The sequence below is a fragment of the Sorangiineae bacterium MSr12523 genome (genome assembly GCA_037157775.1).
Taxonomy (GTDB): Bacteria; Myxococcota_A; Polyangia; order Polyangiales; family Polyangiaceae; genus Pendulispora; species Pendulispora brunnea.
In genome coordinates, this window is the sequence record CP089982.1 from 11,226,168 (window position 1) to 11,251,419 (window position 25,252).

Annotated in this window: 28 protein-coding genes; 10 read left to right on the forward strand and 18 right to left on the reverse strand. The window is 65.3% G+C overall.

The window, feature by feature from the left end:
* Positions 1-24: 24 nt before the first annotated feature.
* The 4 genes from LZC95_44365 (at position 25) to LZC95_44380 (ending at position 3,317) form a co-directional block, all read left to right on the forward strand.
* The gene (locus LZC95_44365) at positions 25-981 is read left to right on the forward strand and encodes an ABC transporter ATP-binding protein (GenBank protein ID WXA93475.1); all 957 of its coding nucleotides are present in this window, start codon (positions 25-27) and stop codon (positions 979-981) included.
* On the forward strand, positions 974-2,026 hold the full coding sequence (locus LZC95_44370; protein ID WXA93476.1) for an ABC transporter permease: 1,053 nt from the start codon (positions 974-976) through the stop codon (positions 2,024-2,026). Before LZC95_44365 ends, LZC95_44370 begins: the two co-directional genes overlap by 8 nt.
* 98 nt (positions 2,027-2,124) lie before the next feature.
* Entirely contained in the window at positions 2,125-2,733 is a 609-nt protein-coding gene (locus LZC95_44375) for a phospholipase D family protein (GenBank protein ID WXA93477.1), read from the forward strand.
* Complete coding sequence (locus LZC95_44380; GenBank protein WXA93478.1) at positions 2,730-3,317, forward strand: hypothetical protein; 588 nt, start codon at positions 2,730-2,732, stop codon at positions 3,315-3,317. The genes LZC95_44375 and LZC95_44380 overlap by 4 nt, the downstream gene beginning before the upstream one ends.
* Here LZC95_44380 and LZC95_44385 read toward each other — a convergent pair.
* Positions 3,314-4,498 (reverse strand): metallophosphoesterase, encoded by a 1,185-nt coding sequence (locus tag LZC95_44385; protein ID WXA93479.1) that lies wholly within the window; start codon positions 4,496-4,498, stop codon positions 3,314-3,316. The two genes, LZC95_44380 and LZC95_44385, sit on opposite strands and share 4 nt — an antisense overlap.
* A gap of 42 nt (positions 4,499-4,540) precedes the next feature.
* On the opposite strand from LZC95_44385, the gene aat reads away from it, so the two are divergent.
* Positions 4,541-5,209, forward strand: a complete 669-nt coding sequence (gene aat / locus LZC95_44390) for a leucyl/phenylalanyl-tRNA--protein transferase (protein ID WXA93480.1) — start codon at positions 4,541-4,543, stop codon at positions 5,207-5,209.
* On the opposite strand, the gene LZC95_44395 is transcribed toward aat, so the two are convergent.
* The 9 genes from LZC95_44395 to LZC95_44435 form a co-directional block, all read right to left on the reverse strand.
* Positions 5,206-5,547, reverse strand: coding sequence for a type II toxin-antitoxin system PemK/MazF family toxin (locus LZC95_44395; protein WXA93481.1), 342 nt, complete (start codon positions 5,545-5,547; stop codon positions 5,206-5,208). The two genes, aat and LZC95_44395, sit on opposite strands and share 4 nt — an antisense overlap.
* Positions 5,531-5,767 (reverse strand): hypothetical protein, encoded by a 237-nt coding sequence (locus LZC95_44400; GenBank protein ID WXA93482.1) that lies wholly within the window; start codon positions 5,765-5,767, stop codon positions 5,531-5,533. The genes LZC95_44395 and LZC95_44400 overlap by 17 nt, the downstream gene beginning before the upstream one ends.
* A 73-nt stretch (positions 5,768-5,840) precedes the next feature.
* Positions 5,841-6,590: a DUF4142 domain-containing protein gene (locus LZC95_44405; protein ID WXA93483.1), complete on the reverse strand. Its 750-nt coding sequence runs from the start codon at positions 6,588-6,590 to the stop codon at positions 5,841-5,843.
* 152 nt (positions 6,591-6,742) lie between these two features.
* The gene (locus tag LZC95_44410) at positions 6,743-7,693 is read right to left on the reverse strand and encodes a diacylglycerol kinase family lipid kinase (protein ID WXA93484.1); all 951 of its coding nucleotides are present in this window, start codon (positions 7,691-7,693) and stop codon (positions 6,743-6,745) included.
* On the reverse strand, positions 7,690-8,712 hold the full coding sequence (locus LZC95_44415; protein ID WXA93485.1) for an NAD-dependent epimerase/dehydratase family protein: 1,023 nt from the start codon (positions 8,710-8,712) through the stop codon (positions 7,690-7,692). Before LZC95_44415 ends, LZC95_44410 begins: the two co-directional genes overlap by 4 nt.
* An 8-nt stretch (positions 8,713-8,720) precedes the next feature.
* A complete protein-coding gene (locus LZC95_44420) occupies positions 8,721-13,385 on the reverse strand; it encodes an AMP-binding protein (protein ID WXA93486.1) in 4,665 nt (1,554 codons plus the stop codon).
* Positions 13,386-13,449: 64 nt separating this feature from the next.
* The gene (locus LZC95_44425; protein WXA93487.1) at positions 13,450-13,626 is read right to left on the reverse strand and encodes a hypothetical protein; all 177 of its coding nucleotides are present in this window, start codon (positions 13,624-13,626) and stop codon (positions 13,450-13,452) included.
* Between the two features lie 243 nt (positions 13,627-13,869).
* Positions 13,870-15,459 carry a nickel-dependent lactate racemase gene (locus LZC95_44430; GenBank protein ID WXA93488.1) on the reverse strand — a complete coding sequence of 530 codons (1,590 nt, stop codon included), beginning with the start codon at positions 15,457-15,459 and terminating at the stop codon, positions 13,870-13,872.
* The gene (locus tag LZC95_44435; GenBank protein WXA93489.1) at positions 15,444-16,151 is read right to left on the reverse strand and encodes an HAD-IB family hydrolase; all 708 of its coding nucleotides are present in this window, start codon (positions 16,149-16,151) and stop codon (positions 15,444-15,446) included. Before LZC95_44435 ends, LZC95_44430 begins: the two co-directional genes overlap by 16 nt.
* Positions 16,152-16,228: 77 nt before the next feature.
* On the opposite strand from LZC95_44435, the gene LZC95_44440 reads away from it, so the two are divergent.
* On the forward strand, positions 16,229-16,939 hold the full coding sequence (locus LZC95_44440) for an alpha/beta hydrolase (protein WXA93490.1): 711 nt from the start codon (positions 16,229-16,231) through the stop codon (positions 16,937-16,939).
* Between the two features lie 3 nt (positions 16,940-16,942).
* Here LZC95_44440 and LZC95_44445 read toward each other — a convergent pair whose 3' ends face one another.
* Together LZC95_44445 and LZC95_44450 are read right to left on the reverse strand one after the other, a co-directional pair.
* Positions 16,943-17,704: a lamin tail domain-containing protein gene (locus tag LZC95_44445; protein WXA93491.1), complete on the reverse strand. Its 762-nt coding sequence runs from the start codon at positions 17,702-17,704 to the stop codon at positions 16,943-16,945.
* Positions 17,705-17,825: 121 nt separating this feature from the next.
* Positions 17,826-18,656: an endonuclease/exonuclease/phosphatase family protein gene (locus tag LZC95_44450; GenBank protein WXA93492.1), complete on the reverse strand. Its 831-nt coding sequence runs from the start codon at positions 18,654-18,656 to the stop codon at positions 17,826-17,828.
* A 121-nt stretch (positions 18,657-18,777) separates the two neighbouring features.
* On the opposite strand from LZC95_44450, the gene LZC95_44455 reads away from it, so the two are divergent.
* A complete protein-coding gene (locus LZC95_44455) occupies positions 18,778-19,317 on the forward strand; it encodes a hypothetical protein (protein ID WXA93493.1) in 540 nt (179 codons plus the stop codon).
* A 167-nt stretch (positions 19,318-19,484) separates the two neighbouring features.
* Here LZC95_44455 and LZC95_44460 read toward each other — a convergent pair whose 3' ends face one another.
* Positions 19,485-19,883, reverse strand: a complete 399-nt coding sequence (locus tag LZC95_44460; protein ID WXA93494.1) for a hypothetical protein — start codon at positions 19,881-19,883, stop codon at positions 19,485-19,487.
* A gap of 171 nt (positions 19,884-20,054) precedes the next feature.
* Between LZC95_44460 and LZC95_44465 the strand changes: the two genes are divergently transcribed.
* Entirely contained in the window at positions 20,055-20,426 is a 372-nt protein-coding gene (locus tag LZC95_44465) for a biopolymer transporter ExbD (protein ID WXA93495.1), read from the forward strand.
* Positions 20,427-20,440: 14 nt separating this feature from the next.
* On the opposite strand, the gene LZC95_44470 is transcribed toward LZC95_44465, so the two are convergent.
* Positions 20,441-20,758 carry an FKBP-type peptidyl-prolyl cis-trans isomerase gene (locus LZC95_44470; GenBank protein ID WXB00272.1) on the reverse strand — a complete coding sequence of 106 codons (318 nt, stop codon included), beginning with the start codon at positions 20,756-20,758 and terminating at the stop codon, positions 20,441-20,443.
* A 360-nt stretch (positions 20,759-21,118) separates the two neighbouring features.
* Here LZC95_44470 and LZC95_44475 point away from each other — a divergent pair, with 360 nt between their 5' ends.
* Positions 21,119-22,249 (forward strand): hypothetical protein, encoded by a 1,131-nt coding sequence (locus LZC95_44475; protein WXA93496.1) that lies wholly within the window; start codon positions 21,119-21,121, stop codon positions 22,247-22,249.
* A 3-nt stretch (positions 22,250-22,252) separates the two neighbouring features.
* Here LZC95_44475 and LZC95_44480 read toward each other — a convergent pair whose 3' ends face one another.
* Entirely contained in the window at positions 22,253-22,990 is a 738-nt protein-coding gene (locus LZC95_44480; GenBank protein WXA93497.1) for a metallophosphatase family protein, read from the reverse strand.
* Between the two features lie 98 nt (positions 22,991-23,088).
* Here LZC95_44480 and LZC95_44485 point away from each other — a divergent pair, with 98 nt between their 5' ends.
* Positions 23,089-23,808, forward strand: a complete 720-nt coding sequence (locus LZC95_44485) for a DUF6278 family protein (protein ID WXA93498.1) — start codon at positions 23,089-23,091, stop codon at positions 23,806-23,808.
* Between the two features lie 115 nt (positions 23,809-23,923).
* Here the strand turns inward: LZC95_44485 and LZC95_44490 are convergent, their stop codons facing one another.
* The 3 genes from LZC95_44490 to LZC95_44500 are packed head-to-tail and all read right to left on the reverse strand — an operon-like array spanning position 23,924 to position 25,148.
* Positions 23,924-24,316 (reverse strand): RidA family protein, encoded by a 393-nt coding sequence (locus LZC95_44490; GenBank protein WXA93499.1) that lies wholly within the window; start codon positions 24,314-24,316, stop codon positions 23,924-23,926.
* A 35-nt stretch (positions 24,317-24,351) separates the two neighbouring features.
* Positions 24,352-24,768: a hypothetical protein gene (locus LZC95_44495; protein WXA93500.1), complete on the reverse strand. Its 417-nt coding sequence runs from the start codon at positions 24,766-24,768 to the stop codon at positions 24,352-24,354.
* Complete coding sequence (locus LZC95_44500; protein ID WXA93501.1) at positions 24,765-25,148, reverse strand: VOC family protein; 384 nt, start codon at positions 25,146-25,148, stop codon at positions 24,765-24,767. The genes LZC95_44495 and LZC95_44500 overlap by 4 nt, the downstream gene beginning before the upstream one ends.
* Positions 25,149-25,252: the final 104 nt, after the last annotated feature.

Genomic DNA, 25,252 nt, shown 5'->3' on the forward strand with positions numbered 1-25,252 from the left:
TCCGTCAAGCCGGCTCGAGCAACAATGACCGAGAATACGAAGCCTCTGGCAGTCCGATGCAAGGGCCTGATCAAGGTCTACACCACGCGACATCACGAAATGGTGGTGGCGGTGAATCGCCTGGACCTGGAGGTCCACGCCGGCGAATGTTTCGGCCTTTTGGGGCCGAACGGGGCGGGAAAGACGACCACCGTCGAGATTCTCGAGGGGTTGCTGGCGCCGACCGCCGGTGAGGTAGAGCTCTTCGGCAAGACCTGGGAAAAGGACGAGCGGTTCCTGCGCGAGCGCCTGGGAATCTCCCTGCAGCACACGCACCTGCCCGAACGGCTCACCGTGCGCGAGACCGTGGAGCTGTTTCGCTCGTTCTTCACGCAGGGGCGCGATGTGGGCGAGGCCCTCGACCTGGTGGCGCTCAAGGACAAGGAAAACGCGCGCTACGAGACGCTCTCCGGCGGGCAGAAGCAACGGTTGGCCGTGGCGTGCGCGCTGGTGGGAAATCCCGCGCTGCTCTTTTTGGACGAGCCGACGACGGGGCTCGATCCGCAATCGCGCCGCATGCTCTGGGAGGTGGTGCTCGCCTTCAAGCAGCAGGGCGGCTCGGTGCTGCTGACCACGCACTACATGGACGAGGCCGAGCGCCTTTGCGACCGCGTGGGGGTCATCGACCATGGGCAGATGATTGCGCTGGGCACGCCGAAGGAACTCATCGAGTCGCTGGGCGGGCAGCAGATCGTCGAATTCACGGTGGAGGGGAACGACGAGGAGGTGAACCTCGATGCGCTCTCCACGCTTCCGAGCGTGCATTCGGCGCGCTGGCACACGGGGAGGATTTCCCTCACCGTCGGCCAGCTTCACGAGGCGCTGCCGGCGCTTTTGGCCCACGTGGACCAAGGCGGGCGCAAGCTCACGGGGCTGTCGACCCACCACGCCACCCTCGAGGACGTATTCGTCAATTTGACCGGAAGGCAGCTTCGTGAATAACGCGCGTCTCACCGCCATTCGAGAGCTGGTGCTCACCCGCTGGCGCACCTTCTACCGCGAGCCGGGGACCATGTTTTGGACCTTCGGTTTGCCCGTGGTGCTGTCGATTGCCCTGGGCATGGCCTTCCGAAACGAGGAGCCCGAGCCGCTTCCCGCGGCGGTGCAGGAAGGCCCGCGCGCGGAGCACGTGCGCGAGATGCTCGCGAAGAGCAAGGACATCGAGGCCAAGGTGCTCTCGCCCGAGGCCGCGCACCAAGCATTGCGCACGGGCAAGGTGCACGTGGTGGTCATTCCCTCGGACAATGGCGACGGCAAGGTCACCTATCGGTTCGACCCGACGCGCCCCGACAGCCGTCTCGCGCGCACGTTGGTGGACGACGCCCTTCAACGCGGCGAGGGCCGGCCCGACGTGGTGCCCACCACGACCCAGCACGTGACCGAGCCGGGATCGCGCTACATCGATTTCTTGATTCCCGGTTTGGTGGGCATGGGCCTCATGTCCAGCGGCCTTTGGGGAATCGGATTTGCGCTGGCAGAAATGCGTACGCGCAAATTGCTGAAGCGGCTCATCGCGACACCGATGCACAAAAGCGATTTCATGCTTTCGTTCCTTTTGGTGCGCGCGGCGCTGCTGTCCATCGAATTACCGCCGCTCTTGGTATTTTCGTATTTTGCATTCAAGGTCGGAATCAATGGCTCGATTGTCACGCTGACCTTGATTGCGCTTTTGGGTGCATTGGTGTTCGCCGGGATGGGGTTGCTGTTCGCGTCGCGTTCGGAAAATCCGCAGATCGTCTCGGGGCTCATCAACGTGGCGACGTTTCCCATGTACCTGTGCTCGGGCGTGTTCTTCTCGACGGCGCGCTTTCCCGATTGGACGCAGCCGTTCATCAAGCTTTTGCCGCTCACCGCACTCATCGATGGGCTGCGCGCCGTGATGATCGATGGCGCCGGAATCCTGCAGCTCACGTCGCCGATTTTGGTGCTGGCCGTTTGGGGCTCGGTCTGCTTCGCAGGCGCGCTCAAGCTCTTCAAGTGGCATTGACAGGTTGTGGGGGGGCTCCGCCTCCCCCACACCCCCCGAGAATGGGTTGACCCCGCCGAGAATTGGCTCGGCTGGGGTAACTCAGGCACAATTACGGCGTGTTGGAGGCCCGAAGTGTCCGCGCCCGGTTGATTGTCGATCGCGAGCATTACGACTACCTCGTGAAGGAGGCCATCGAGAAGGCGCGCTTCAGCGTGTGGATCGCGACGGCCAACGTGAAAGAGATGATGGTCGAAGCGCCGATCGGCACGACCGCGCGGGCGCGGGGGAAGTACCTGTCGATCCTCGACAGCTTCGACGCGCTGACCAAGCGCGGGGTGGATGTGCGGCTGCTGCACGCGGGGCTTCCTTCGCGTGCGTTTCGCGAGGCGCTGGGAAAGCGAAAGCGGCTCGTGAAAAGCTTGATGATGCGCCGGTGTCCGCGCGTTCACCTGAAGTTGATCGCGATCGACGGGCGCATTCTTTATCTGGGGAGTGCGAATTTCACTGGGGCGGGGCTTGGCGCGAAGGGCGAGGGTCGGCGCAATTTCGAAGTGGGTATCGTCACGGACGACGATGTCATGCTCGATGCCGTGCAAGCACGGTTCGATACCATTTGGTCGGGGCGTGAATGTCGCACATGCAAGCTTCGCAGCGTGTGCCCGAAGCCACTCGACACGCCAGTGCTTGCGAAGCATAACCAAACCGTACGAAAGAGGATGACATGAAGCTGAATGCCTGCCTCTCGCTAAGCGCCCTGGTATGGGCTGGTGTGATCCTGGTGGCGTGTGGTGGCTCGAACGAGCCGCCCAAGGAGCCGGAGTCGATCGCCACGCCGCTTCCTGGATCGAGCCACACGGGAAATTGGAGTGCGAAGACGTCGGACGGAACGACGCCCCCCACGTCCGATGCAACGACGACGAGCGCGCACACGACGCCGGCGGCGCAGCCTGCCGTTGCACCGCAAGCGCCACCCGCGCAGCCGGTGCCCGCGGGGCCGTGCGATGCGTGCAAAGGGCCCGTTTCGAGCGATCTGCAGGCCGCGTTGAACAAGCGGGTCGAGAACGAGGCGCGCAAGTGCTACGAGCGCGTGCTCACGAATCGGCCGACGGCACGAGCGTCGCTCAGCCTGGACGTGCGCGTGAGTCGCGATGGGTCGACGTGCGATGCCGTGGTGCAGTCCGACGGGCCCGAGGTGCCGGGGCTAGCCGATTGCGTGGCGAACGAGTTTCGTCGCGGCGGATTCCCGAGCCCGGGCAGCTCGTGCGTGCTGGCCAAGGTGCCGATTCTGTTCACGCCGAAAGCGCATTAGGCCGAACGTAGAAGATACCGGCGCACGGCGCGGGGGGCGTCGGCGGGACCCTCGATTTCGATGTAGGGCCGGCCGGGTGCGCGGCCGGGGAAGGAGAAGCTTCCCGTGTTGGCGTAGCGCTCGGTGAGCGCCTCGCGGTGCGTGTGGCCGAAGACGACGAGCTTCGCGTCCGTCACCCCGGCAACGCGCTCCGCGCCCGAGGCGAGCCGCTCGACGACGGACCCCGTGTAGCGGTCGTAGCCCGCCGCCCAGCTCGCGAGCATGGCGATGGCGCCCATCGAGAGGGTGACGCTGCCGACGAAGGGATGGCCCGAGGCAAACGCGATGGCGCCCCCCGCGGCGGTGACGGTGGCGAGCACCCGATCGAGGTAGCATCGCGCGAAGGTGGCCCGCACGCTGGCCAAGGTCGGGCGCGGCGAGAACGAGAGCAGCTCGTCGAGCAGATCACCGGCGAGGCCGACCGATTCCGCGAACGTGGCGGTGTGGGCCATGCCCTGGGCGCGCTGACCTTCGAGATCGAAGCGCGTGCCGCTCTTGCCGAGGGCACCGAAGGCCGTGTGGAAGAAGCGGTAGATGACGTGGGGCGCGCGCACGCCGTACCACTGGAACGACGAGAGAAAGAGCTTCAGCGGCGTGCCATCGTTGGCGTTCAGGTAGCGGTGCGCCCCGGTCGGGGCGATGAACTCCTCCACGAAGTGCACACCGAGGCTCGCCCCCGGCGCGAGCGGATGGGCCGGCGCATTGTCGGGGTCGTAAAGGTGACCGTGCTCGATGTGGATGCCGCCGTCGCGGAAGAACCAGGGCGTGGAGCGCAGGCCCTTCTTGGCCACCGACGACGAGACGCCCAGCGCACCGCCGAGCCGCTCGGCAAAATCGGGCTCGCCCACCTCGGCGTCGTGGTTGCCGGAGACGAGCCAGAGCTCCCCTCCCCTGTCGAGGTGGCTCGCCAGAGCGGTACGAAGCGCCGAGTGCGCCAGAATGGCCTCTTCCGCGGTGCGGCGGCGGTTCTCTTCGCCGTGGCCCTCGGCGGACAAATCCAGGAGATCGCCCGCGAAGACGAAGCGGTCGCCGGGGTGAGCCGCAACGAGGGCGGCGAGATCGTCCACGACCGAGCGCGGCGTCTGACGAAAGAGATGTACGTCACCCAGGACGAAGGTGCGAAAAGCGCGAGAAGCGGTCATGGTGAAGGAGAGGCGCTCGATCCTCTAGCATAGTCGGCCACGATGCGAGCCACGGAGCCCCCGCGCACGGAAATCGTCTTTCCCGATCCACGGGAAACGCCCGAACCCGGCATCGTGGCCGTGGGAAGCGACTTTCGCGCGGGCACGCTTCTTCAAGCCTACCGCCGCGGCATCTTTCCCTGGCCGCATGGGCCGCACGTGCTCTGGTTCTCGCCCGATCCGCGCGCGATTCTTCCGCTGGAGCACGAGCTGCACTGGTCGCGCAGCCTGCGGCGCACGTTGCGCAAGCACCCCTTCGAGGTGACCGTCGACGAAGCCTTCACCGAGGTGATGAAGTCCTGCGGCTCGACCCGCGACGCTACGTGGATCACGCCGAGCCTGGCGCGCGGCTACACGACGCTCCACGGCCTCGGCTGGGCCCACAGCGTGGAGGTTTGGGAACGCCACGGCGAGGAGCGCGAACTGGTCGGCGGCATCTACGGTGTGGCCATCGGCAGCCTCTTCGCCGGTGAATCGATGTTCCACACGCGCACCGACGCCTCGAAAATCGCGTTTGCCACCTTGGCCGAACGCCTACGCCGCAACGGCTTCACCCTCTTCGACGTGCAAGTGATGAGCGATCATCTCGCATCACTCGGCTGCATCGACGTCTCCCGCAACGAGTACCTCCGCCGCCTCGGCCACGCGCTCGACGTCGACGCGGTGTTCTAGAGATCCAACAACGAGCGAAGGAGCTCGTCCACCGCCACCAGCGACTTGATGGAGAATCGACCAGCCATCTTGGGTTCGAATCGGCTTAGATAGGCACTCGTCAGATAGCTAGGCAACACGACTTGAGGATCCGAAGTCCCTGCTTCTTTTCCGGAGATTCGGATCGCCAGCGGATTGTTGTCGTAGACATCGAGTGCTTCGTCCAAAGGAGCGACAAAAACAGTATTGAGTACTTGCCGAAAGCTATTGGACTGGAGCACGACGAAACGTTCGAGCTTCGCCGAGGACTCGAAGCCGATCCGACGCCGAAAAACCAGAACATCACCGCGGCTCGCCACGCAACTCCTCGAGGGCGTCCATGATGACTTTCTCTCGGGCCAAGTACTCAGGCGTCCGAGCGGCCTTGATCCTCGCGATGAGATCTTGCCGCTCGGCATCGGCGAGAGCCTTGAGAACGAGCTCACGCAGGTATTCACCTTCGCGTTGCTTCGACTGTTTCGCGAGCCTTGCCAGGCGCTTTCGCGCTTCGGACGGGATGTTGAGGTTGATGCGCTCCATCGTGTCCATAAGGATAAGATGGAGGACATCTTCGAGGATGTCAAAAATGTCCCCGACTACGGACCTCAGCCGATCAACGTGCGCTCAAGGAAGCCTGAATCGACTGGGCCTCGCGGAGGTGGCCTTCGACTTTGGTGCGCACGGTTTGGAGGTGGGCGCGGACTTCGTTGTTCTTGGCGTTGGGTAGGAGCTGCTGGTCGATCGCATTGAGGACGTCCTTGTGCGCTTTGACTTGCGCGTCCATGTAGGAGCGATCGAAATCGGCGCCGCTTTGGCTGCGGAGTTCGACCAGGGTGCGCTGACCTTCGCTCTGGAGCTGCATCCCGATGGAGCTTTCGGCGGGCGTGAGCTTGAGGCTCTTGGCGATGTCGTAGCCCTTGGCGTCGGCGTCCAGGTGATCGTGCACCATCATGGCGGCGAACTGCTTCACACGCGGGTTCTTCGCCTTGGCTTGCGCGAGCTTGGCTTGATCGACCTCGCCCGTGTTGGCCACGTGCACGGCCTGGAGGATCTGGTCGTCCGCCATCGCGGTGGTCATCGCATTGCGATCGGCCACACCCCCGGTGGGAGGCAGCGCACGGCCGGCAGGATCTTGCGCGAGGTTCGAGTCGTATGGGCCCGGATTGGGGCTCACCGTGGGCGTCTCGGGCGGCGGCTGCTTCCAATTGGACTGCGGCGAATAGGTGCTTCCTGGCGTTTCCGCGCGCGGGCCGGTCGTGTCGGCGGACGTCGTCTCGGGCACTTTGGGCTGCGAGCGATCCTGGGAGCACGCGGCGAGCGTGAGTGCGATCCCCCCTAGGGATGCGTACCGAAGCAGAGTCATGTTGGCCTCCTCGAAATGGCGTTTTTCGCAATGTCGTGATGGCGACGCGCCCCATCGGTGCATATGCAGTGCCGCCGAGCGTGACCTCGCAAAACGAGGCGCCAACGCCGCGCACGGCATCGAGGAAAAATGCGACAGCGAGGCGCGAGTGCTCAGCAGCGCAAGGTGATCGCTTGCGGGCGCACTTCGATTTCGAGCGGGAGAACCCCCACGGGCTCGCCATCGAGATCGATGAGGAAGACGCTGCGTGCGTCTTCGTTTTCGAGGTCCATGAAAATCTTGTCGCAGGGCAAGTGCACGACGCCCGGCTTGCCCAAGTGCTCGCCTTGGTAAATCTTCTGCGAGGTCATCGCGAAGGCGAACTTCGACGGCCCACCGATGGAGACCACTTCGAAACGGCCATCGTCGATTTCGGCCATGGGCGCGACCTTCATGCCCGAACCGAAGTAGCGGCCGTTGCAGACGGCCAGCATGTAGCTCGCGATGCGGTGCTCCGAGGTCTCGCCGGCCCACGAGAGGCTGGTGCGCAGCCGCCCTTCGCGCGAGCGCGCCAATGCCCGCAGGGATGCGCCGAAGTACGCGGCTTTGCCGCCGAGGGCGCGTGAGGCGTTGGCCACGTACTGATCGACGAGACCGCCCATGCCCACGGAGAGAATGTTCACGAAGTAGCGCTCGCCGCGGGTGCCGTCGTGCTTCGTGTAGCGCGCGTAGCCCACGTCGACCTTGCGCGTGCGGCCCGACGCGATGGCGGCGATGTATCGGTCGAGCCGGTGCTCGATGCCGAGCACACGCAGGAGATCCCCACCGGTGCCCTGGCCGATGATGCCGACGGCCACGTGTTCGCGGCGCGCGGGATCGGCGGCAAGGACGCCATTGACGACCTCGTTGAAGGTGCCATCGCCTCCGACGGCCACGATGAGGGACGCGCCACCGTTGGCGGCATCACGCGCGAGCTCGATGGCGTGCCCGGCGCGCTCGGTGAAGACGGCCTCGATGGGGCCGAGCGCGTTTTCGATGGTGCGGCGCATCGCCGGAAAGGACTGGCCGGCGCGGCCGCCGCCGGCGCGAGGGTTCACCACGAGGACGGGGCGCGGATCGCTCACGACGGCGCCGCCCACGAGGAAGCTGGCCAGACCACGCCGCGCTCGCGCAAATCCTCCACGGTGTCCGCGAGGGTCTTCTGCGGATCGCGCACCTGAAAGCCGAGCACGGTCTCGGCCCGCGTCGCGTCGACGTACCAGTAGTACTGCGCCATGTCCAAGCTCACCGGGTCCACGGCCACGTCGAGTCCCAGGCGCGAGGACACGCGCCCGAGCATCTCGGCACCACGCCGCGCGAGCAAGGGCACACGCGGCGTGGGCAGCCACGGCGCCTTCACGCCGGAGGCGCGCTCGAGCCGCTCGAAGAAGGCGCGCAGGGTCAGGTTGATCGCCGAAAGCAGGTAACGCTGGCCGCCCTCGCCTTTCTCCATGGCGAGGCGCATGCCTTCCGCGGCGTCGCGCGCATCGACGAAGGAGAGACCGCCCGCGGGCACGGCCGGGATCTTCCGCTCGAGGAAGAGGCGCACGTCCTCCACCGAGGAGCCGCGCACGTCACCCGGGCCGAGCAGCAAGGTGGGATTCACCGACACGACGGAAAACGCGCCCTCGACGTGGCGCTCGAGGGCCGCCTGCTCGGCGAAGAGCTTGGAGCGATAGTACGGCCATCGGGAGATGAGCCCGAGGGGCGTCTCGTCTTCCTCGCTACCGACGTGCTCGGGATCCTCGCTCACCGCGACGGTGCCGCTGGTGGAAGCATGCACGACCTTGCGAACCCCCGCCTCTTTGCAGGCATCCAGCGTGATCTTCGTGCCCTCGACATGAAGGCGGCGCAGCTCCTCGGCGTCCTCGGGCTTGCGCGACACCTTGCCGGCGCAATGGAAGAGCCCTTCGCAGCCAACCGCCGCATCACGCACGCTGCCCGCGTCGAGCACATCACCGCGACGGACCACCACGCCCAGCGATGCAAGAGACGGCTCGTCGTGGCGGCAGAGCGCCACGACCTCGTGCCCGTGCCGAAGCAGCGACGTCACCAAGTGACGGCCGAGAAAACCGGTTGCACCCGTTACGAGATAGCGCGCCATGGTCGTCGTCAGGAAAGCTGGAAGGCCTTCTGGAAGGTGAAGAGCAGCGAGACGTCGTTCGATTTGACCGCGCCCGAGAGAAACTCGGCCGGCCCCGGCAGGTACGATTCGCGCACGATCCGCGTGAAAATTTCCGGCGTGGTCTTGAGGACGCAATCGGCCGTGCCGCCCTCGGGCTTGCCCAGTTTGATGCGGCACGATGCACCGTCGATGTGCACCGTCCACTTGGCGAACGCATCGCCGCCCAAGGTGAAATAGAAAGACACGGACTTGTCGACCTGCCCCGGGACGAAGCGCTCCTCGAGTTCGGAGAAGACGCCAACCAGGGGATGCTCGCGTTCCTTCTGCAGATCGCTCGCGGTGGAGCGCGCCAAGTCGAGCACCTGGCCATCGGAGAGCGCGAGCACGGCTTGGCGGGCCAGCTTGGCGACCTCGCGGGCGGCGTCCTGGGCGCTCATGCCCGCGGTGAGCCGGCGCATGTCCGCCACGGTGAGCGGCGGGCCAATGCGCGCGACGATGTTGCGGCGCGTGGGCAGGAAGGCGCCTTTCTTCATCGATTCGAAGGTGCCGCCCAGGTACACGGGAAGGATGTCTACCCCGTGGGTGAGGGCGAGGTAGCCGACGATGGGCTTGAACTCGCCAATCTCGCCGGTGGTGCTGCGCGATCCCTCGGGGAAGATGAGCACCGTGCGGCCGCGCTCGATGACGTCGGCCGCCTGACGCAGGCCCTGGCGCAGACCATTCTTGCGATCGAGCGCCTTCAGGTTGGTGAAGTTCTCGAAGAAAGCGCGCCGGAGCCCACCCTCGAAGAAGTAGTCCTGCGCCGCGAGCGAGACCACGTCCTCGCCGTATTTGCCGAGAGCGTGGCGCACGAAGCCCATGTCGAGGTGGCTCGAATGGTTCGCCGCCACGATGGTGTTGCGGTTGTGCGGGATGAAGGCTCGGCCGGTGACCCGCGGCTGCATGACTTGGCCGTAGAAGGCGTCTTGCAGCTTGCCGATGACGGCCTTCGCCGATTCCTGCACGGCGGGCGGCAGCACCAACGGCGCGGGCTCCGACTTCTCGATCTTCTTCGTGTCGCCCACACCGGCGCGACGCAGCGGCCCGGTCGTCGTGGTCTCGCCGGCGAGTTTCTCGATGTCGGCGACGGTGCGGCAGCCTTGCAGGGCCACCGGATCGAGCGTGCTGCCCTTCGACTCGAGGGCCTCGAGCAGCTCGGTGAGCATCAGCGAATCGAACCCGAGATCGCCTTGAAGCGCCGCCTGCGGCGTCACCTCGGTGATGCTTCGCCCGCTCACGGCGACGATGGCCTGGCGCACATGACCGGCAGCGGCGGTCGCCTCGTCCGGCGGGGCGGTGGCGGCGATCATGCGGCGCAGGATCGCTTCGACCTCGTTCCGCTTGATCTTTCGCGTCGAGGTGCGCGGCAACGGCGCATCGTACAGGTGCACGACGGAGGGCTGCTGCCCGTACGGCAAGGTGGCAATCGCCTCGCGCAGCGAACGCATCGCGCGATCGAGGCGCACGGCGCGCGGTGCATCGTCGTCCGGTGCGGGCACGGCGAGGCAGGCCACGCGCTCGCTGCCCTTCGACTCGACGCCCACGATGCAAAGCTCGGTCATGTGCGCCACGGGGCCGAGACGCCGCTCGACGTCCTCCGGGTACACGTTTTCACCCGTCGACGTGACGATGACGTCCTTGAGGCGCCCCACGATCTCCAGGCGGCCCCTTCGATCGAGCTTGCCCAGGTCCCCGGTGTGGAGCCAGCCGTTTTCATCGATCGCGCGACCCGTCGCCTCGGCGTCCGTGTAGCCGGCCATGACGTTCGGTCCGCGCGCGATGACCTCGCCCACGCCGTGGTCGTCCGGGTTCTCGATCTTGATCTCGACCCCCGGGATGGCCGTCCCCACCTGCCCGGCCGGCGAATTCGGCGACGACTTCGACACGGTGAGAACCGGCGCAGCCTCGGTGAGGCCGTAGCCCTCGGTGAGGCGTAGGCCGAGGCCCGAGAAGAGATCGTGCGTCTCCTTCGGAAGCGCGGCGCCGCCCGAAATGAGCCATTTGATGTTGCCGCCCAGCGCCTGGTGCACCGGCCCAAAGAGAATGCGCCCCGCATCGACGCCCAGCGTTTTGCCCAGGAGGCGATTGAGCTCCGTGGCCCACTCGAAGGCCGTCTCGGCAAAGGCGCCTTGTGCGCGCACCTGGCTCAAAATGCGCCGCTCGAGCATCTGCCAGAGGGCCGGAACGCCGACCATCGCGGTCACGCGGCCCGACTTGAGCCCCGTCGAGAGCCGGTCCGCGTTCAATTCGTCCAGGTACGCGATCTTCGCGCCGCGCGAGAGCGGCAGGAGCAAACCGCAGGTGAACTCGAAGGTGTGATGCAGCGGCAGAACGCTGAGCAGCCGGTCCCCCGCCTTCAGCGGAAAGATGGGCGCCAGCGCGGCAATCAGCGAGGTGAAGTTCGCATGCGAGAGCATCACGCCCTTGGGCGTGCCGGTGGTGCCGCTCGTGTAGATCAGGCTCGCGATGTCATCCGGCGTGATCTCCGGCGCATCCTCGGCGGCGAGCAGCTCGGCGCGATCGTCGGCGCATGCTTCGAACGATTCGTGCAAATTCCACACATCGAGCCGGTCGATGACCAGCTCGCGATCGGCCAGCGCAAAGCGCGCGCCGCTCTCGGTGACGATGTTCGCCACCATCGGCGTCTCCATCGCCGCATCCACGGGAACGGCCACCGCACCCGCGCACAGGATCCCGAAGTACCCGAACGCCCACGAGGGATCGTTCTTGCCCGTGAGGATGACGCGATCGCCTTTGTTCACGCCCGCCCGCACCAGGCGCAACGCCAGGGCACGCGCCCGATGGTGCAGCTCCCGGTACGTGAGGCGCGAGAAGCCATCCGCCTCGAGCCGCTGCAGCGCGGGAAGCAGATCGTGCCGCTTGGCCATCTGATCGAGCAACGTGACCAGCGTCTCGTGCGCGCGCAGCGGCTTGACCGGCCTTTTGAGCTTCTTCTCCATCTCGGGGAAGATCCACTTCTCGAGGCCGGGCATGTGGACCTTCATCATGTAGTCCGCCCAATCGAGCGACTCGGGATGCCAGAGAAGCTTCGCGCGGTCCGCCTCGGTGAGGCGCGCGTAGGCGGCCCGCGTGTTCGTGCAGTCGAACGGCCCGTTGTCCTCCGTGGTGAACGGGGCGTACAGGCGCATGATGTCCGCGATTTTTTGCTCGCGCGCCCTCACCTTGTCGAGCCCGACCGACGCCGGCTTGAGCGCGGGCACCTGCGCGAGCGCCTTGGAGAGGCCCCCCGCTGCCGCGGCAAGGAACGGAGAGCTGAACGTCTCGAACTCTTTCATCGGCACCGCGGTGAGCTCGAGGTGCGATTGCAGGAAGTTGAAGAAGGGATTTCCCTTGCCGCGCCGCTGGTAGTACTTGCGCTTGTAAAGCCCCGTAAGCTCGCCGAAGCGCGCCGCGGTGCACGGATTCCGATCCGACGCCCCGTATTGGTACACGGCGGGATTTTTTCCCTCGAGGAGCTCCGCCAAGGAGAGGATCATTCCCGAGGTGACCATATCGGTCGGGATGAAATCGAGCGGCGTCTCACGCGCCGGCGTCAGAACCTGGCCCTGAATCGCCATATAGATGATCGGCACCGAGGTGCTGATGCCCTCGTTCCAGCCGGTGAACGGAAAGCTCAACGTGGTTTCGCAGCACGCCGGGCGCCCGATGGTGAAGGGCAGCCCCGAGCGCGCGATGACCTGCTCGCCGATGCTCTTCGTGTAGGTGTAAATGTTCGGCCAGCCCCAATGGGTGGCGCGATCGGTGCCGGCCTCGATGAGGAGATCGCTGATGAACTTGCGCTTTACGCGCGCGAGCTCGTCCTCGAAGGCGGGCCCTTCGCTCGGTTCGCCGCGCTTCAACAGGTTCTTGCGCGCGTGCTCGGCGAATTCGCTCTGGCGGAAGGCGTCCTCGCAACGGTGCTTCGCTTGCGCAACGAGATCGAGGCACTCGGCGATCTCGCGCTCCGGATCCCAGAGTTCGGCACCGAGCTCCTCGGCCCGTGGGAAGGGGTACGTGCGCGGGTCGACTTCCTTGATGGGTCCGCGACGGCGACCCGCCACGTAGCAGGTGCTCGTATGGAAGAGGGGGCAGTCCCCGAGGGCGCGTGCGAGGGCAACCAGGTTTTGCGCGCCAAAAGCGTTGGCATCGAGCGCTTCGTCCAGCGGCGGGTTGAAATCGACCACCCCGGCCACGTTGACCACCGCATCGATGGTGCCACGCAGTTCGCGCACCAAGGCGTCGTCGATGCCGCAATGCGGACGTCCGACGTCTCCGTCGACGGGAACGACCTTGTCACGCAAAAACGATTCAAAGCGGCTGCCGTGTTTTTCGCGCAGTGGAGCGAGGGCGTCGGAGGTGGCCACTTTGGACCAAAAGCGCTCTTCGCTGGTCATCTCCTTCGACGACCGCACGAGGAGGAAAATCTTCCCAATCTCCGGGTAGCGGTCCAGGAGCATCACCCAAAAGACTTTGCCCAGGAAGCCGGTGCCGCCCAAAACGAAGAAGCGGGCGCCATCGAAGAGCGCGGCAATGTCGAGCGGAGCACGCTCGGCCGACTCGACATGGGTCGGTGTTATTCCGTTCTTGTAGGACTGCTCATTTTCGCTGTGCATACGGCGGCGGGGGATGTCCTACAACACCCATTTCAGCCTGGCAACGCCGCACCGGACACGCGCGTCAGGGGTATCGGTGCAGGTGCGCCGCATCCACGCGTCCCGTCCCCGCACCCATGCCCGTGCCCGTGCCCGTGCCCATGCCCGATCGCCCATGTTTTTCCGGTGCACGGGAGCCGGACACGGGCATGGACACGCGGGAGCAAAGATAGGTGTGGGTTGCATGTACCGAAACGGACATGCCGTGTAAGCCTCGCACCCCTCCGACCTGTTCCGATCGGTCGAGCCCTCGATCCGAAAACAGATCCTCTCCCCCCCGTTTACGGCGAACTCGAATCCCGATTAAGTAGTCGGCATTCACGATTTGCGATTTCGTCACTTTTTGCTCGAAGTGACCAATATCGCGACCATGGCCAGCACAGTGACCAGTTTGAATCGAGCGTAAAATCCCGACGCGAAGTGATATAGGACGCGTGCGTGATGCTCACGTGACGTCGGCGATCAGAATCGGTGCGTAGTGCATCAACGTGATTTCGGGAGAGGGCGGTGCCGTCTCCTTGGCCATGTCGATGGCATCGGTCATGGTGCGCGCGGTCTCGTAGCCGAGTAGCTTGGGGATGTATTCGTTGTCGGCGCCGACGACGATGACCCGCCCGAGGTGCTGCCGGCCTGCCTCGCCCCAGTACCACATGAAAAATGGGTGCGCAGGATGGTACGCGTGTCCGGTGCGGTACATCTGAATGTACGCCGGGTTGGCCGCGAACTTCGCCTCGTAGCGCTTGTGGAGCTCCATGGCATCGCGCGTTTCGGGCAGCAGGTTGTGCACGAATTCGATGTATGGCGCGTGGTGGTCTTTATCGAATTGGTCGGTGCACGGATGCGTGATGATGAGGGTGCCGCCCTTCTTCACCAGCGGCTTTCCGCGGTACGAATTGAATAGGTAGCCCTGCGCCATCACCTGCACGAGCAATGGATTCAAAAATGAATTGACGTTGTAAGGGCTGATATACGGAATACCGCTAACGAGGATATCCGCCTGGCCCTTAACAGGCACCGCGTACTGCTCGAAGCACTTGGCCAAGGTGCGCTCGTGCACCGCCTCCGTCTCGCCGGCGAACACGCCGGTGACGCCGTAGGGCGAGGGCACGCGGTTGAAAATCGCCTGGCGCGCGGGCTGCGGGACTTTCGACAAAGTAAAGACGAGCGCCTTCATCGCCGCGCGCTCGGCCGGCGAGAGATCGTCCTCGTTCTTGGCGAGGAACTCGAGCGGCGTGTCGAACATGCGGTTGTTGATGGTCGTCTCGATGGTGAACACGTTGAGGCTCTTGTTCACCAATCGGCCCATGCGCTCCACGCTGGTGTTCAGCGCGCTCGCCTTCGGGTCCATGTAGCTATGGCAATCGCGCATGATGCGCGGATTGTGGTGCGCGCGCAGGCTCTTGTACCCGCAGAGCCCCACGCTGACGGATTTGTGGCCGCCGTCCATGGGGACGAGGTTCAAATTGACGTAGATGAGGAGATCCGCTTCGACGGCCTTCTTATTGAGCTCGACGGTCTCACCGTGATCGGTGACGCCGACCTCCTTCATCCCGTGCGGATCCTCCGCGTCGTGGTTGTAGAGGCGGTCCGGGTAGTACGCGTTGAAGATGCGGTCGCCGACGATGTGACGGATCTCGTTCGCGGTCATGCGGCGGTGCACGGCGGTGGCGATGATCATCTCCACGTCCTCGACGCCGTGGTCGGCGAGCATGCTCAAGACCACGGTGAGGACGCGCTCGCGCACGTCGGGGCGGCGCATCGGCGGGAGCGGCAGCGAGATGTCGTCGATGGCGATGACCACCTTCATGCCCGGACGCAGGCGCGCGTGCAGCGGATCGGTGCCGTACGGATGATTGAGCGCGTAACGGATGGCCGCATCCACGTCCTTGAGCGGCGTCAGCGGCGAGCGCGGGTAGATGACCCGCGTGCCCGGGGGCATGTCGACCTCGACGAGGCGATCGCCGGCGAAGAGGGTGCGCGGGGCGCTCTTGCGATCGAGGGTGACGACGAGCGGATGACTCACGAATGCCTCCATGGAACGAGACGCGAAGTGCGGCGTGCATGCTTCGCCTCGAGAGAGATGACCGGCCAGCCGTACGTGTGCGCGAGGCGCTCGAGACGGCCATCGGGGTTCACGGCGGCGGGGTGACCCACCACCGACAACATCGGTACGTCGGAATAGCTGTCGGAATAAGCGAAGCAATGATCGAGATCGTGGCCGCCGGCACGCGCATGCTCGCGCACGAGGCGCGCTTTTTCCGGTCCCGCAACGACGGGCCGCAAGAGGCGCCCGGTGGCGTAGCCGTCCTTGATTTCGAGCCGGTTGGCGATGACGTGCGTGGCGCCGAGGTAGTCGGCCAAAAGCTTCATCAAGAAGTCGAGCGCGCCGGAGACGAGCACCACGTCGTGCCCCTGATCGCGGCATTTGCGCACGAGATCGCGTGCCTCGGGGTAGAGCGCAGGCTTGAGGACCTTGTCGAAGGCTTCGTCGGCCAAGACGAGCAGTCGGTCTTGGCTCATGTCCTCGTAGACCGAAAAGAGCAGCTCGTTGAAGGCGCGGCGGTCGCGCATCTCGGCGAGGACCATGCGCGGGCTCTGGATGGCGGCGCGCGCAAGCCGCCCGAGGCTATGCACCGGCGTCTTCTGATTGAGCAGGTAGAAGACGGTGGGGTGAACGAGGTTGGTCCGCACCAGCGTCCCGTCTACATCGAAATAACTTGCGGTCACGGCGCCGAGTTTCTCGCCCGCGCGCGCGGGGACGTCAATAGGCCTCGTGCCCGAGAGCGTGCGCTACAGTGCGGGGCATGACGGAGCCCGAGGAGCAAAAGGTCGGCGTGGGGGACGAGGCCGTGACGGCGATTCACTATGCCCCTGCGGCCGAAGCGCGCGCACGACTCATTCTGGCGCATGGTGCGGGGGCGAATCAGCGGCACCCGTTCATGGTGCGAACGGCGCGGGCCCTGGCCGGAATGGGGGTGGGGGTGACGACCTTCAATTTTGGCTACACGGAGCGCGGGCGCCGTGTTCCCGATCCCAAGGATGCGCTGGAACGGTGCTTCCGGCAGGTGCTGCACGCCGAGGCGCCGCGCGGACCGGAGGTTCGCGGCTTGCCGCGACCGACTTTCAACGCAGCGCCGATTTTCTTGGGCGGAAAGTCGATGGGGGGCCGCATTGCCTCGCAGGTGGTGGCCGCGGGCGGGCTCGAGGTGGAGGTGCGGGGGCTGGTGTTTCTGGGCTATCCGCTGCATCCGCCGAAGAAGCCGACCCAGCTTCGGGTGGCCCACTGGCCCGAGGTGAAGGTGCCGCAGCTTTTCGTGCAGGGAACGCGCGACGAATTCGGGACGGTGGAGGAGATCACGGTGCATGTGCCCAAATTGGGTGCACCTGCAACGATTTTTCCGATCGAGCAGGGAGACCATTCGTTCGCGGTGCCGAAGAAGCTGGGCATCCCGCAGGACGAGGTGTTCACGCGCGCCTTCGAGGCCATGGCGGCGTGGATGCTGGCGCGGGTCTAGCGCCTATTGGGGGTTGGCGGCGCCGGGGGTGGGGGTGCTGGTGAACTTCCAATCGGTGCCAGCGACGTTGGTGTCGCTGCCGTTGGGAACGCGGATCAGCGAGCCGACGGTGTCGTTGTTGTCCTGCGCCGTCGTTTCCGTGCCCTCGGACAGATTGCATGGCTCGGTGAGGGCCCCCTCGTAGGACAACGAGTCGATCACGCGGTGCGTGGCTCGGTCCATGATGGCGACGGCATCGCGCGGGCCATTTTGAATCGTGTTCGGATCGACCAGAAGGAACGGCGCGGTGGTTCCCGCATCGATGTTCCTCGTGCCGATGACCAGGTACCCGTCCTTCGGCAGCGTGCCGAGGGGAGTCAGGTCGATGTGCTTGTAGTCTTTGCCGCTGGCCTCTCCATTGAAGAAGACGACCTCGAGCCCGTCGAGGCTCCGCGGGGCGGCGCTTCGGTTGTAGATCTCGAGAAACTCCTGCCCTTCGTCGCTCCCCACGGAGTCGTAGTCGATCTCGTTGATGACGAGATCCTGACTGGGCCCGCTCGATGGCGTGCACGCGAACGAGCCCCCTTCCCCGGTGTCGTTCTGCGAATCGGTGCCCGTGTCGGCGAGGTTCGGATCGCCCGGGCCGCTGCCGCGATCCGGTTTGGTCCCCGTGTCGCCGTCGCCGTCGTCGTCCAGCGGGGGCGTGACGCCGCTGGCGGCGCATGCCGCGAACGCGACCAACGTGACCAGAACGGCGAAGGTCGGAAGGGAGCGTGAAAATCGCATGCGGAGACCTCGCGGGTGGCGCGGGTGGCGCGGGTAGGATGGTGCGGTGTGAGAACTTACACCGAGGCCAACCATAGCGCGCGAGCTCTGCGATGCACGCAGGTAAAGTCTCGCGAGATCTTTACGTCGACAGTGTCGTCGTCACGCCGAAGTGATCGCTCGCAAAGACGCCCTCGTGCGGCTCGCGAAAGCAGACCCGCGCCTCGAGCGGCTCGCCGCGCCCCTGTTCGTCGGGGCCGCGGACGAAGATGTAGTCGATGCGTCGATCCGGCTCCCGGGCGACGGCGGCGAACGGATTGGAGCGCACGAAGGTCGACCCCGGGCTCCCGTCGCCCGCGACGCCGAAGGCATCGGCAAAGTAGACGCTGGAGCCCCCGAGCGAGGTGCGTCCGCGCAGGAAGCGGATCTCGTCCGAGTCCGGCTCGGCGTTGAAGTCGCCCATCAGGATAGGGGGAAAGCCTTGGTTGGGGGCCACCAGGCCACGGATCTGATCCGTGATGTAGCGGACCTGCACCTCACGCACGTGACCTTCGTCGAGCTTCCAATTGAGATGCGTGCAGAATACAGGCACCGCGCCATAGGGCGATTTGATCTCGGCGAAGAGCAGGGACCGATGCTCGTCGGTCTCGACGCGCGGGAGCGGAAAAACCAGGGTGCGAAGGATGGGCCAACGCGAAAGGATGGCGTTGCCCATGGGGTACGGGCTCTCGACGTTACGGCCGAAGCAGGTGGCGTAGTCGAACCCTTCCGCAATGGCGCGCGCTTGATCGAAACCGAACTCGGTGGAGGCTTCGGCATCGGCCATGGCCGACGTCGGTTTGATCTGCACGACCTCCTGCAGACCGATGATGTCTGCATCGAGCGTGGCAAGTTCGTTACGAATGGTGACGAGCCTTTTGTCCCAAGGCTCCATTCGATTCCAAATATTGAGGGTGACGATTCGCAAAGACACGGCGGATCTTTCGAGTACGAGGCGCACGCGGTTCCGTCAAGCCGCGGCAGCCCCATCTTGCCCTGGAAGACGGATTTCAATGCGCGAGCATGGCACGGACACTGCTCTCTTTTCGAGTGTCATGAACGCTCTCGAGGTCCACCGCCACGTTCGCGCAGCGCTCACTGCCGCAGACGAACTAAGCCGCCATGAACATGCCGAGCAGGCGGAACGCGCGTCACAAACGCTGGCCGCGTTGCGCACCACCTTGGGTGGGATCGATCTTGCGCTAGGGCGCTCGCATCGAGCCAGCAATGAATTGGTGGACGAGCTTCACACGTTGACGTTGAAGCTGCGTCGGCTGCAAGAAGTCCACGACCGCGTGCACGTGAACGAGCTCCTCGACGAGGTTTCCATGCTGGAAAAGCGGCTTCGTGAGCGCGCCATGAGCCGCCCGTCGACCCCGAGTCCATTGCCGCTGGAAGATCGCGCGAGCAAGCCCGCGCAGCCCGCTGCCAAGCCGCGCGCCTCCCTGCTCGCGCGCCTGAGCCTCGGCCTCGTGCCCAATCGCCCGCTGCGCGAATTGGCTTTATGGCGCGTCCTCGGCCTCTGCGTCGTCTTCGTCGCCGCCACGGTGACGATGCTCGTCACCCGCCAACGCCAACGCCGCGACGGCCGCTAGAGAAGAAGAGAAGATTCACAGGGAGGCGGGGAGACGGGGAGTTTTTGTTGTTTGGATCCAACTGGGCCCAGTTGCGACGATCGTGCGGGTCTCCAACTGGCCAATCGCGCCGATCGATCCCCTAAAAACTCCCCGCCTCCCCGTCTCCCTGTGAATTTCTTCTAGCCTTACGCGCGGAGGGCGCGGCGTTCCGATACTGGGGCGAAGCGGGGTGGGATGACGATGCGGTCGATCAATTGGGTGAGGCTGCGCGGGTCGAAGATGCGCTCGGTGGTGGAGCCCGGACGGAAAACGGCGAAGTCTTGCCCGCGGGCGGCGATGATCAGGTACGCGATTTTCGAGAGCGAGGCGCTTCGTATCAACGTGGGATAGAGCGCGGTGGCTTCGGGGACGGCGGCGGAGACGAAAATCATGTCGGGAAGACGGCCGGCGGCGCGCAGCAACTCGAGCGCCTGCTCGGCGCTGGAGGCCGGACAGACGACGTACCCGGAGGCGCGCAGCAAACGCGTAAGTCGCTCGCGCGCGGGGACATCGTGGTCCACGACCATCAAATAGGCACGCTTCACGCGAACCTCCTTCTCTCGTCTCCCTTGAATAGCAACCGACGTTCCGCACTCCCCCAAGGTGCGTGTGCAAGCACAAAAGTGCTCTTTTTCCCAGGATGTCGGGCTCTGCCTTGTGGCAAGCTGCTACGCTCCGCTCAACCAACCGTGCGCGCGCATGGTACAGGTGTGCCGATGCAACGCCCCACCCGCTCCGGCAAAAGAACACACGTCAGCCGTGTGCTCGCGGCTGCAGCGTGCGCGTTTTCGCTGAGCGCTTGCGATGGCGCGCGCAAACCGTCTCCGGTGGAGGCCACGGGCGATCCGGACGCGCTGCACGTCTACGTCGGACGCGATGGGGTGACGTTCATCCAAGGAGAACCGCTCCTTACGGACGCCAAGATCCTCACCCGTGCCGAAGAGTTTCACGCGAAGAATCCGCATGGACGCGTGGTGGTGCAGTCGCACGAAGCCGCGGTCCACGGCCGCACGGTGCGCGTGCTCGATCTCCTCAAGGAGGCCGAGATTCAATACGTCGCCGTCGGCGTGCGGCCGCAGTCGCGCTAGTCGCGCTAGTCGCGTTAATCGCGAATGACGTCGACGAGCTCGATTTCGAAGACGAGGGTGGCGCTGGGCGGGATTTTCGGCGGGGAGCCCTGGCGTCCGTAGCCCAGTTCGGGCGGGACGGTCACCCTTCGCAGGCCGCCGACCTTCATGCCGGTGACCGCCGTGTCGAAGCCCTTGATGACGGCGCCGGTGCCAAGTTGAAACTCGAGCGGCGTGTCACGGCGGCGCGAGCTGTCGAACTCCGTGCCGTCGGGCAGGGTGCCGACGTAGTGGACCTTCACGGTGTCGCCGCGCTGCGCTTCCTTGCCGGTGCCCGGCTTGATGTCCGACATGAGAAGCTTCGGGCCGGCGGCGCGACCCGCCGATGCCGCTTTTTTCGAGCCGGGGCCGCTGCCACCGGGGGGGAGCGCCTCGTCGTTCGAAGCGGCCTCCATCTCGCGGCACCGAATGCCGTCCCACTTCCAATTGTCGCCACAAATGGCGTCTGCCGTGGGGCCGATGAAGGGCGGCGGCGTGACTTGCCCAGAGGGCGGCGGCGGAGGGGGCGGCGGCGGCGAGGTGCCGTCCTGGTTCAGCGGCGTGGCATGCGCCCACTCGCGCGTGGCGCACGCCAGGGCAGGAACGGCGGCCAACACGACGCCGAGAACGAAAAGCTTACGCAAAACCATGAGAGACGGGCCACTCTAGCGTGGATGCGTCGATTTGTTCTGCCAATGGTGATCCCCGCCGTCGCGATCGCCTGGGGCTGTGACAAAAGGGAGCGCCCGCCGCACCAAGAAAGCCCCTCGGGCGCGGCCGACCCCGTTTCGCCCGAGCGAATTGCCCGCATCCTCGGCAAGGACGCCGCGGCGTTCGTGGTGCCCGAGGAGCCGCCCCCCAACGCGGGGGACTTGAAGGGCGATCTCGAGCGCTTCACCACCCTCGATGCATGCGTCGCCGAGCGGACCGCGGCCGTGGATCCGGTGGTGGGCGATGCGCTGCTCGGCATTGGCTACGACACCTTCGTGCGCGATGCCTGCCGCGTGCTCGATGCCACCAAGGCGAGGGACGCGCGCCGATGTGCCCCCATCGAGGCAAGTTCGCTGCGCCTGCGGTGCGAGGCCTTCGTGGCCATGGCGGCAGGAGCACCCGACGCGTGCCCGCCCGACGTGGCAGGCGATCGCACCCGCGGCCGTGATGCCACGTGCGTGGCCATTGCCGCGCGCGATGGGCGACTCTGCGCCGGCGAGACCCCGGCCAAGCGCGGCGCGTGCGAAGCGCTCGCGAGCGGCGACGAGAAAAAATGCGACGAGGCCGATCGCCGCACGTGCGCGCGCAGCGCCTCACGCTGGAAGACGATGCTCGCCGGTGCTTCCGCTTCGCCGGCGCCTGCGCTGCCCGCGGCCAAGGGGACGCTGACCCTCCATGGCGCGGAGGGCACGGCGGATCCGCCCCAGGCCGTGACCGATCTGTCGATCGAGGTGGAGCGCGGCATCGTTCTCACGCGCGAGCTGGGCCAGGTCCGGTGGCGCGTGGGCTCGCTTCAGGAGCTCGGCAGTGTTCCGCACTCGGTCTCGCCCGGTGCGCGCCCGCGCATCGGCTTCGAGCTTTCGCTGCTGCGCGACGCCCCGGGCGATGCGAAGGTCGAGCGGCTCGAGCTGGACATCCCGGGAGGCATCACCATCGTGGCCCCGAGCGTGCGCTCATCGCTGAAGGCGCACGTCACGAAGCTGGAGAAACGCCGCGGCGGCGAGGCGCACTTCGTCGTGGAAGGCACCGTCGGCAGCACGCCGCGTACGTACGCGGTGCACGTCGAGGTGACGACGTTCGTCAGGGATCTTTGAGCGCTAAACGCCCATAGGCAGGCGGCGCGCGAAGTTCGGGTCGAGGCGGGCGCGCAGGACCTTGTCGACGGCGAGCTCGATGTCGTACTCGATGCGCTTGAACTCGAACCGCTTATCCTTCGTGTCGTAGACGGTGTAGCTCGCGCGGTTGTCTCCATCGCGCGGCTGGCCCACGGAGCCGACGGACACGATGTACTTGCGGTCGGGCTCGAGCTCGAAGTCGAGGGGCGAGAGCTCCTCCACCGAGTTGCGCGTGAGCGCGAAGACCTTGCAGAGGTGCGAGTGACCGATCAGGGTCAGATGTCCAATCTTGTCGTAGATGCCGAGGCACTCGCGCGCTTGCTCGGGCGCGAAGATGTACTCGAACTCCTCGAGCCGAACCGGCGAGCCGTGGCAGAGCAGCACGTTGATGGCCTCGAGCCGGTGCTCGTACGGCAACGACTTGAGCCACGACATGTTCTCTGCCGAGAGCATGGCGGCGTGCGCATCGAGTGCGTGGCGCGCGGCTTCGTAGTAGTACGAGTAATCCATACGTCCCGAAACGGCGGCGTCGTGGTTGCCAAGGATGGTGACCTTGGCCACTTCGCGCACCAGATCGGCACACTCATTGGGGGAGCCGCCATAGCCGACTGTATCGCCAAGGCAGTAGTAGGCGTCGATGCTTTCCCGACGGTAGGCCTCGAGAACAGCGCTCAGCGCTTCATGGTTTGCGTGTACGTCGCTGAAGATCCCGATGCGCATCGTCGATGGAAAGACTAAAGCTGCTTCGTGGAAAATGCACCTAAAGAGCAGGCTAAGAGCTCGACGGTGCAAAAGACGGCGTAAACGAGGAGGTTCGCGTGGGTGACGAGAAGTCGGGGCGCTCCCCAGGTGGCAGCGGCAGCAATGGCAGCGGGGACGATACCTTTCTGAACGGGGTTCCCGAGCGGGATACCCTGGTCGATCGGCCGCATTTGAACGAAGAATCCGACGATATGAGCCCCACGGATCCCCCGCCCCCCGAGCCCGAGTTGGAGCCGATGCCCGCGAACGTGGCGGAACTTTGCGCTGCCTGCGTTCGATTCGTCGCTTCGAAATATGGCGTACCACTCGATTTTTCGCCCGACACGCTGAGCCTGCTCGATCAGTACATTCGCGATGCCCGACCCGAGGTGGCGCAGAAGCCCGAGAGCCTCGACCTGCTCCAGGCCGCGCTCGGCGCCTACCTCGGGGAAGTGATACGCCGCGTCCACCACGGCATCTGGGACACCGACGGCGAGTACGAGGCGTGGCGCGTGCTCATGACACGCGTGTATCTTGCATTCAATCCCATTGGGATGGTGCGCGAGGCGCTGCTGGGCGAGCAGGCCCCCGGATGGAACGCGCACCTCGAGACGGACGCCGGTGAGCGCGATGCTCTGGACGAGCGGCTCGCCATTCTTCCCGAGGTGGAAGAGGACGAGTTTTTCGCGCCCACCACGCGCTTCGACGTCGTCGAAATCGCCGTCGACGCCCTGGCCGCGCACATGCGCCAATCGGGCCTCGGCGACGTCCGCTTCTCCCGCGACGACTACGAATGAAGAATTCACAGGGAGGCGGGGAGATTTTTTGGGGGTTCCGCTCGCCCCGCGGCAGGCGTTGGAAAATTCAAAAACTCCCCGTCTCCCCGTCTCCCTGTTCAATCATCTTCTGGGGTTAGACCGGGGCGACGGCGATGCCTTCGATTTCCAATAGCCAATCGGATTCGATGGTCTGCGTCACGATGACCTTCAAGGCGGGGCGTGCGTCGCCGAGGATGCGGCGGCGGATGCGGCTATTGGCGTCCGCCTGATCGCGGCTCGTGAGGTACGTGTTGACCTTGACGAGATGCTCGGGCCCCATGCCCGCGGATTTGAGGATCTCGAGAATGTTGTTCCAGGTGGCCTCGCACTGACCCTCGAAGTCCCGCGGCACCTGGCCATTGGGAAGTTCGGGAACGGTTCCACTGATGTAAAGCGTGCGATTCGGCCCTTGCACCTCCACGGCGTGGCTGTAATTGCCCACCGGCTTGTAGATGGTGTCCGGGTTGCGGTGAATCTTCGTGGTCATGGCTTTCACCTTTCGCGAACGACTCGCGTTCATCGCTAGTCAGGGCTAATGCTCCACGGAGGAACGCCACCCACGGCCATGGCCGATTCCGCGCCCCCCGCGTCCAAGACGGCCGACGCAAATGCGCCGACCGTCGTAGGATAGTGAGGCATGCAGCCTCCGCAATGGACGGCGGTGAAATCTCCATCGTTGCGAAGGGACATCCATGCGGCGCGTCCTTCTTCGGCATCGATGGCCTCGAGCAGAAGCGCCGCATAGACACGCCCGCTGGGCGAGCCTTCGCGCAATAGCTGCTGCAGATCCTCGCGGGCAGCCGCGCCGGCGCGGCGCACGTCCTCGTACGCGATCATTTCCGGGAGTCTTTGCGCGGCAAAGCCCACGGTGTGAATCGTCACCTGCGAGGCATGGCGCAACACGTCGAGCGCCGCCGTCCATTGCGAGGGAGAGGTCATGCCCTGGAGGGAGCCACAGGCAGCGGCTTCGGGCAACTCACCTCGCAGAGAATGTCGCCGGGCACCTTGAAGTAAAACATGACGCCGCGGTTGTTCTCGAGGATGTCGCCCACGTCGACGCCGCCGTCGAGTAGCTTCGCGCGTTTTTCGAGCACGATGGTCACGTCGTCGACGCGAAAGCCAATGTGAAAGCCGGCGGGGTACGTCTCGGCGTCGTCCTTCTTGCGCTGCAAAACGAGGACGAAACCACTGCGATCCGAAAGAACGATGACCGCCGTCGAGTTGCGGTTGGTTTGGATCTCGAAGTCGAAGTGCCGCTCGAAAAAGGCAGCGGTTTCAGGGACGTTGGAGACCTGCAAATCGGCGTGATTCAGTTGCATGGTGGAAAAAACTCCGGGCGAAACACACACGTGTTTCCAGCGCCGAGGTACCTCACCCGTCCAAAAAGCCCCAAAAAGCCTGGGAAAAGACAGGGGGTAAAGTG

What these genes read in the sequence shown, in the direction of transcription:
- LZC95_44415 (WXA93485.1), bottom strand. Translation starts at nt 8,712, where the DNA reads ATGGCGCGCTATCTCGTAACGGGTGCAACCGGTTTTCTCGGCCGTCAC.
- LZC95_44380 (WXA93478.1), top strand. Translation starts at nt 2,730, where the DNA reads ATGAAGCTGAATGCCTGCCTCTCGCTAAGCGCCCTGGTATGGGCTGGT.
- LZC95_44480 (WXA93497.1), bottom strand. Translation starts at nt 22,990, where the DNA reads ATGCGCATCGGGATCTTCAGCGACGTACACGCAAACCATGAAGCGCTG.
- LZC95_44400 (WXA93482.1), bottom strand. Translation starts at nt 5,767, where the DNA reads ATGGAGCGCATCAACCTCAACATCCCGTCCGAAGCGCGAAAGCGCCTG.
- LZC95_44425 (WXA93487.1), bottom strand. Translation starts at nt 13,626, where the DNA reads ATGTCCGTTTCGGTACATGCAACCCACACCTATCTTTGCTCCCGCGTG.
- LZC95_44420 (WXA93486.1), bottom strand. Translation starts at nt 13,385, where the DNA reads ATGCACAGCGAAAATGAGCAGTCCTACAAGAACGGAATAACACCGACC.
- LZC95_44405 (WXA93483.1), bottom strand. Translation starts at nt 6,590, where the DNA reads ATGACTCTGCTTCGGTACGCATCCCTAGGGGGGATCGCACTCACGCTC.
- LZC95_44385 (WXA93479.1), bottom strand. Translation starts at nt 4,498, where the DNA reads ATGACCGCTTCTCGCGCTTTTCGCACCTTCGTCCTGGGTGACGTACAT.
- LZC95_44475 (WXA93496.1), top strand. Translation starts at nt 21,119, where the DNA reads ATGCGTCGATTTGTTCTGCCAATGGTGATCCCCGCCGTCGCGATCGCC.
- LZC95_44495 (WXA93500.1), bottom strand. Translation starts at nt 24,768, where the DNA reads ATGACCTCTCCCTCGCAATGGACGGCGGCGCTCGACGTGTTGCGCCAT.
- LZC95_44365 (WXA93475.1), top strand. Translation starts at nt 25, where the DNA reads ATGACCGAGAATACGAAGCCTCTGGCAGTCCGATGCAAGGGCCTGATC.
- LZC95_44465 (WXA93495.1), top strand. Translation starts at nt 20,055, where the DNA reads ATGCAACGCCCCACCCGCTCCGGCAAAAGAACACACGTCAGCCGTGTG.
- LZC95_44455 (WXA93493.1), top strand. Translation starts at nt 18,778, where the DNA reads ATGAACGCTCTCGAGGTCCACCGCCACGTTCGCGCAGCGCTCACTGCC.
- LZC95_44470 (WXB00272.1), bottom strand. Translation starts at nt 20,758, where the DNA reads ATGTCGGACATCAAGCCGGGCACCGGCAAGGAAGCGCAGCGCGGCGAC.
- LZC95_44440 (WXA93490.1), top strand. Translation starts at nt 16,229, where the DNA reads ATGACGGAGCCCGAGGAGCAAAAGGTCGGCGTGGGGGACGAGGCCGTG.
- aat (WXA93480.1), top strand. Translation starts at nt 4,541, where the DNA reads ATGCGAGCCACGGAGCCCCCGCGCACGGAAATCGTCTTTCCCGATCCA.
- LZC95_44490 (WXA93499.1), bottom strand. Translation starts at nt 24,316, where the DNA reads ATGACCACGAAGATTCACCGCAACCCGGACACCATCTACAAGCCGGTG.
- LZC95_44500 (WXA93501.1), bottom strand. Translation starts at nt 25,148, where the DNA reads ATGCAACTGAATCACGCCGATTTGCAGGTCTCCAACGTCCCTGAAACC.
- LZC95_44430 (WXA93488.1), bottom strand. Translation starts at nt 15,459, where the DNA reads ATGGAGGCATTCGTGAGTCATCCGCTCGTCGTCACCCTCGATCGCAAG.
- LZC95_44445 (WXA93491.1), bottom strand. Translation starts at nt 17,704, where the DNA reads ATGCGATTTTCACGCTCCCTTCCGACCTTCGCCGTTCTGGTCACGTTG.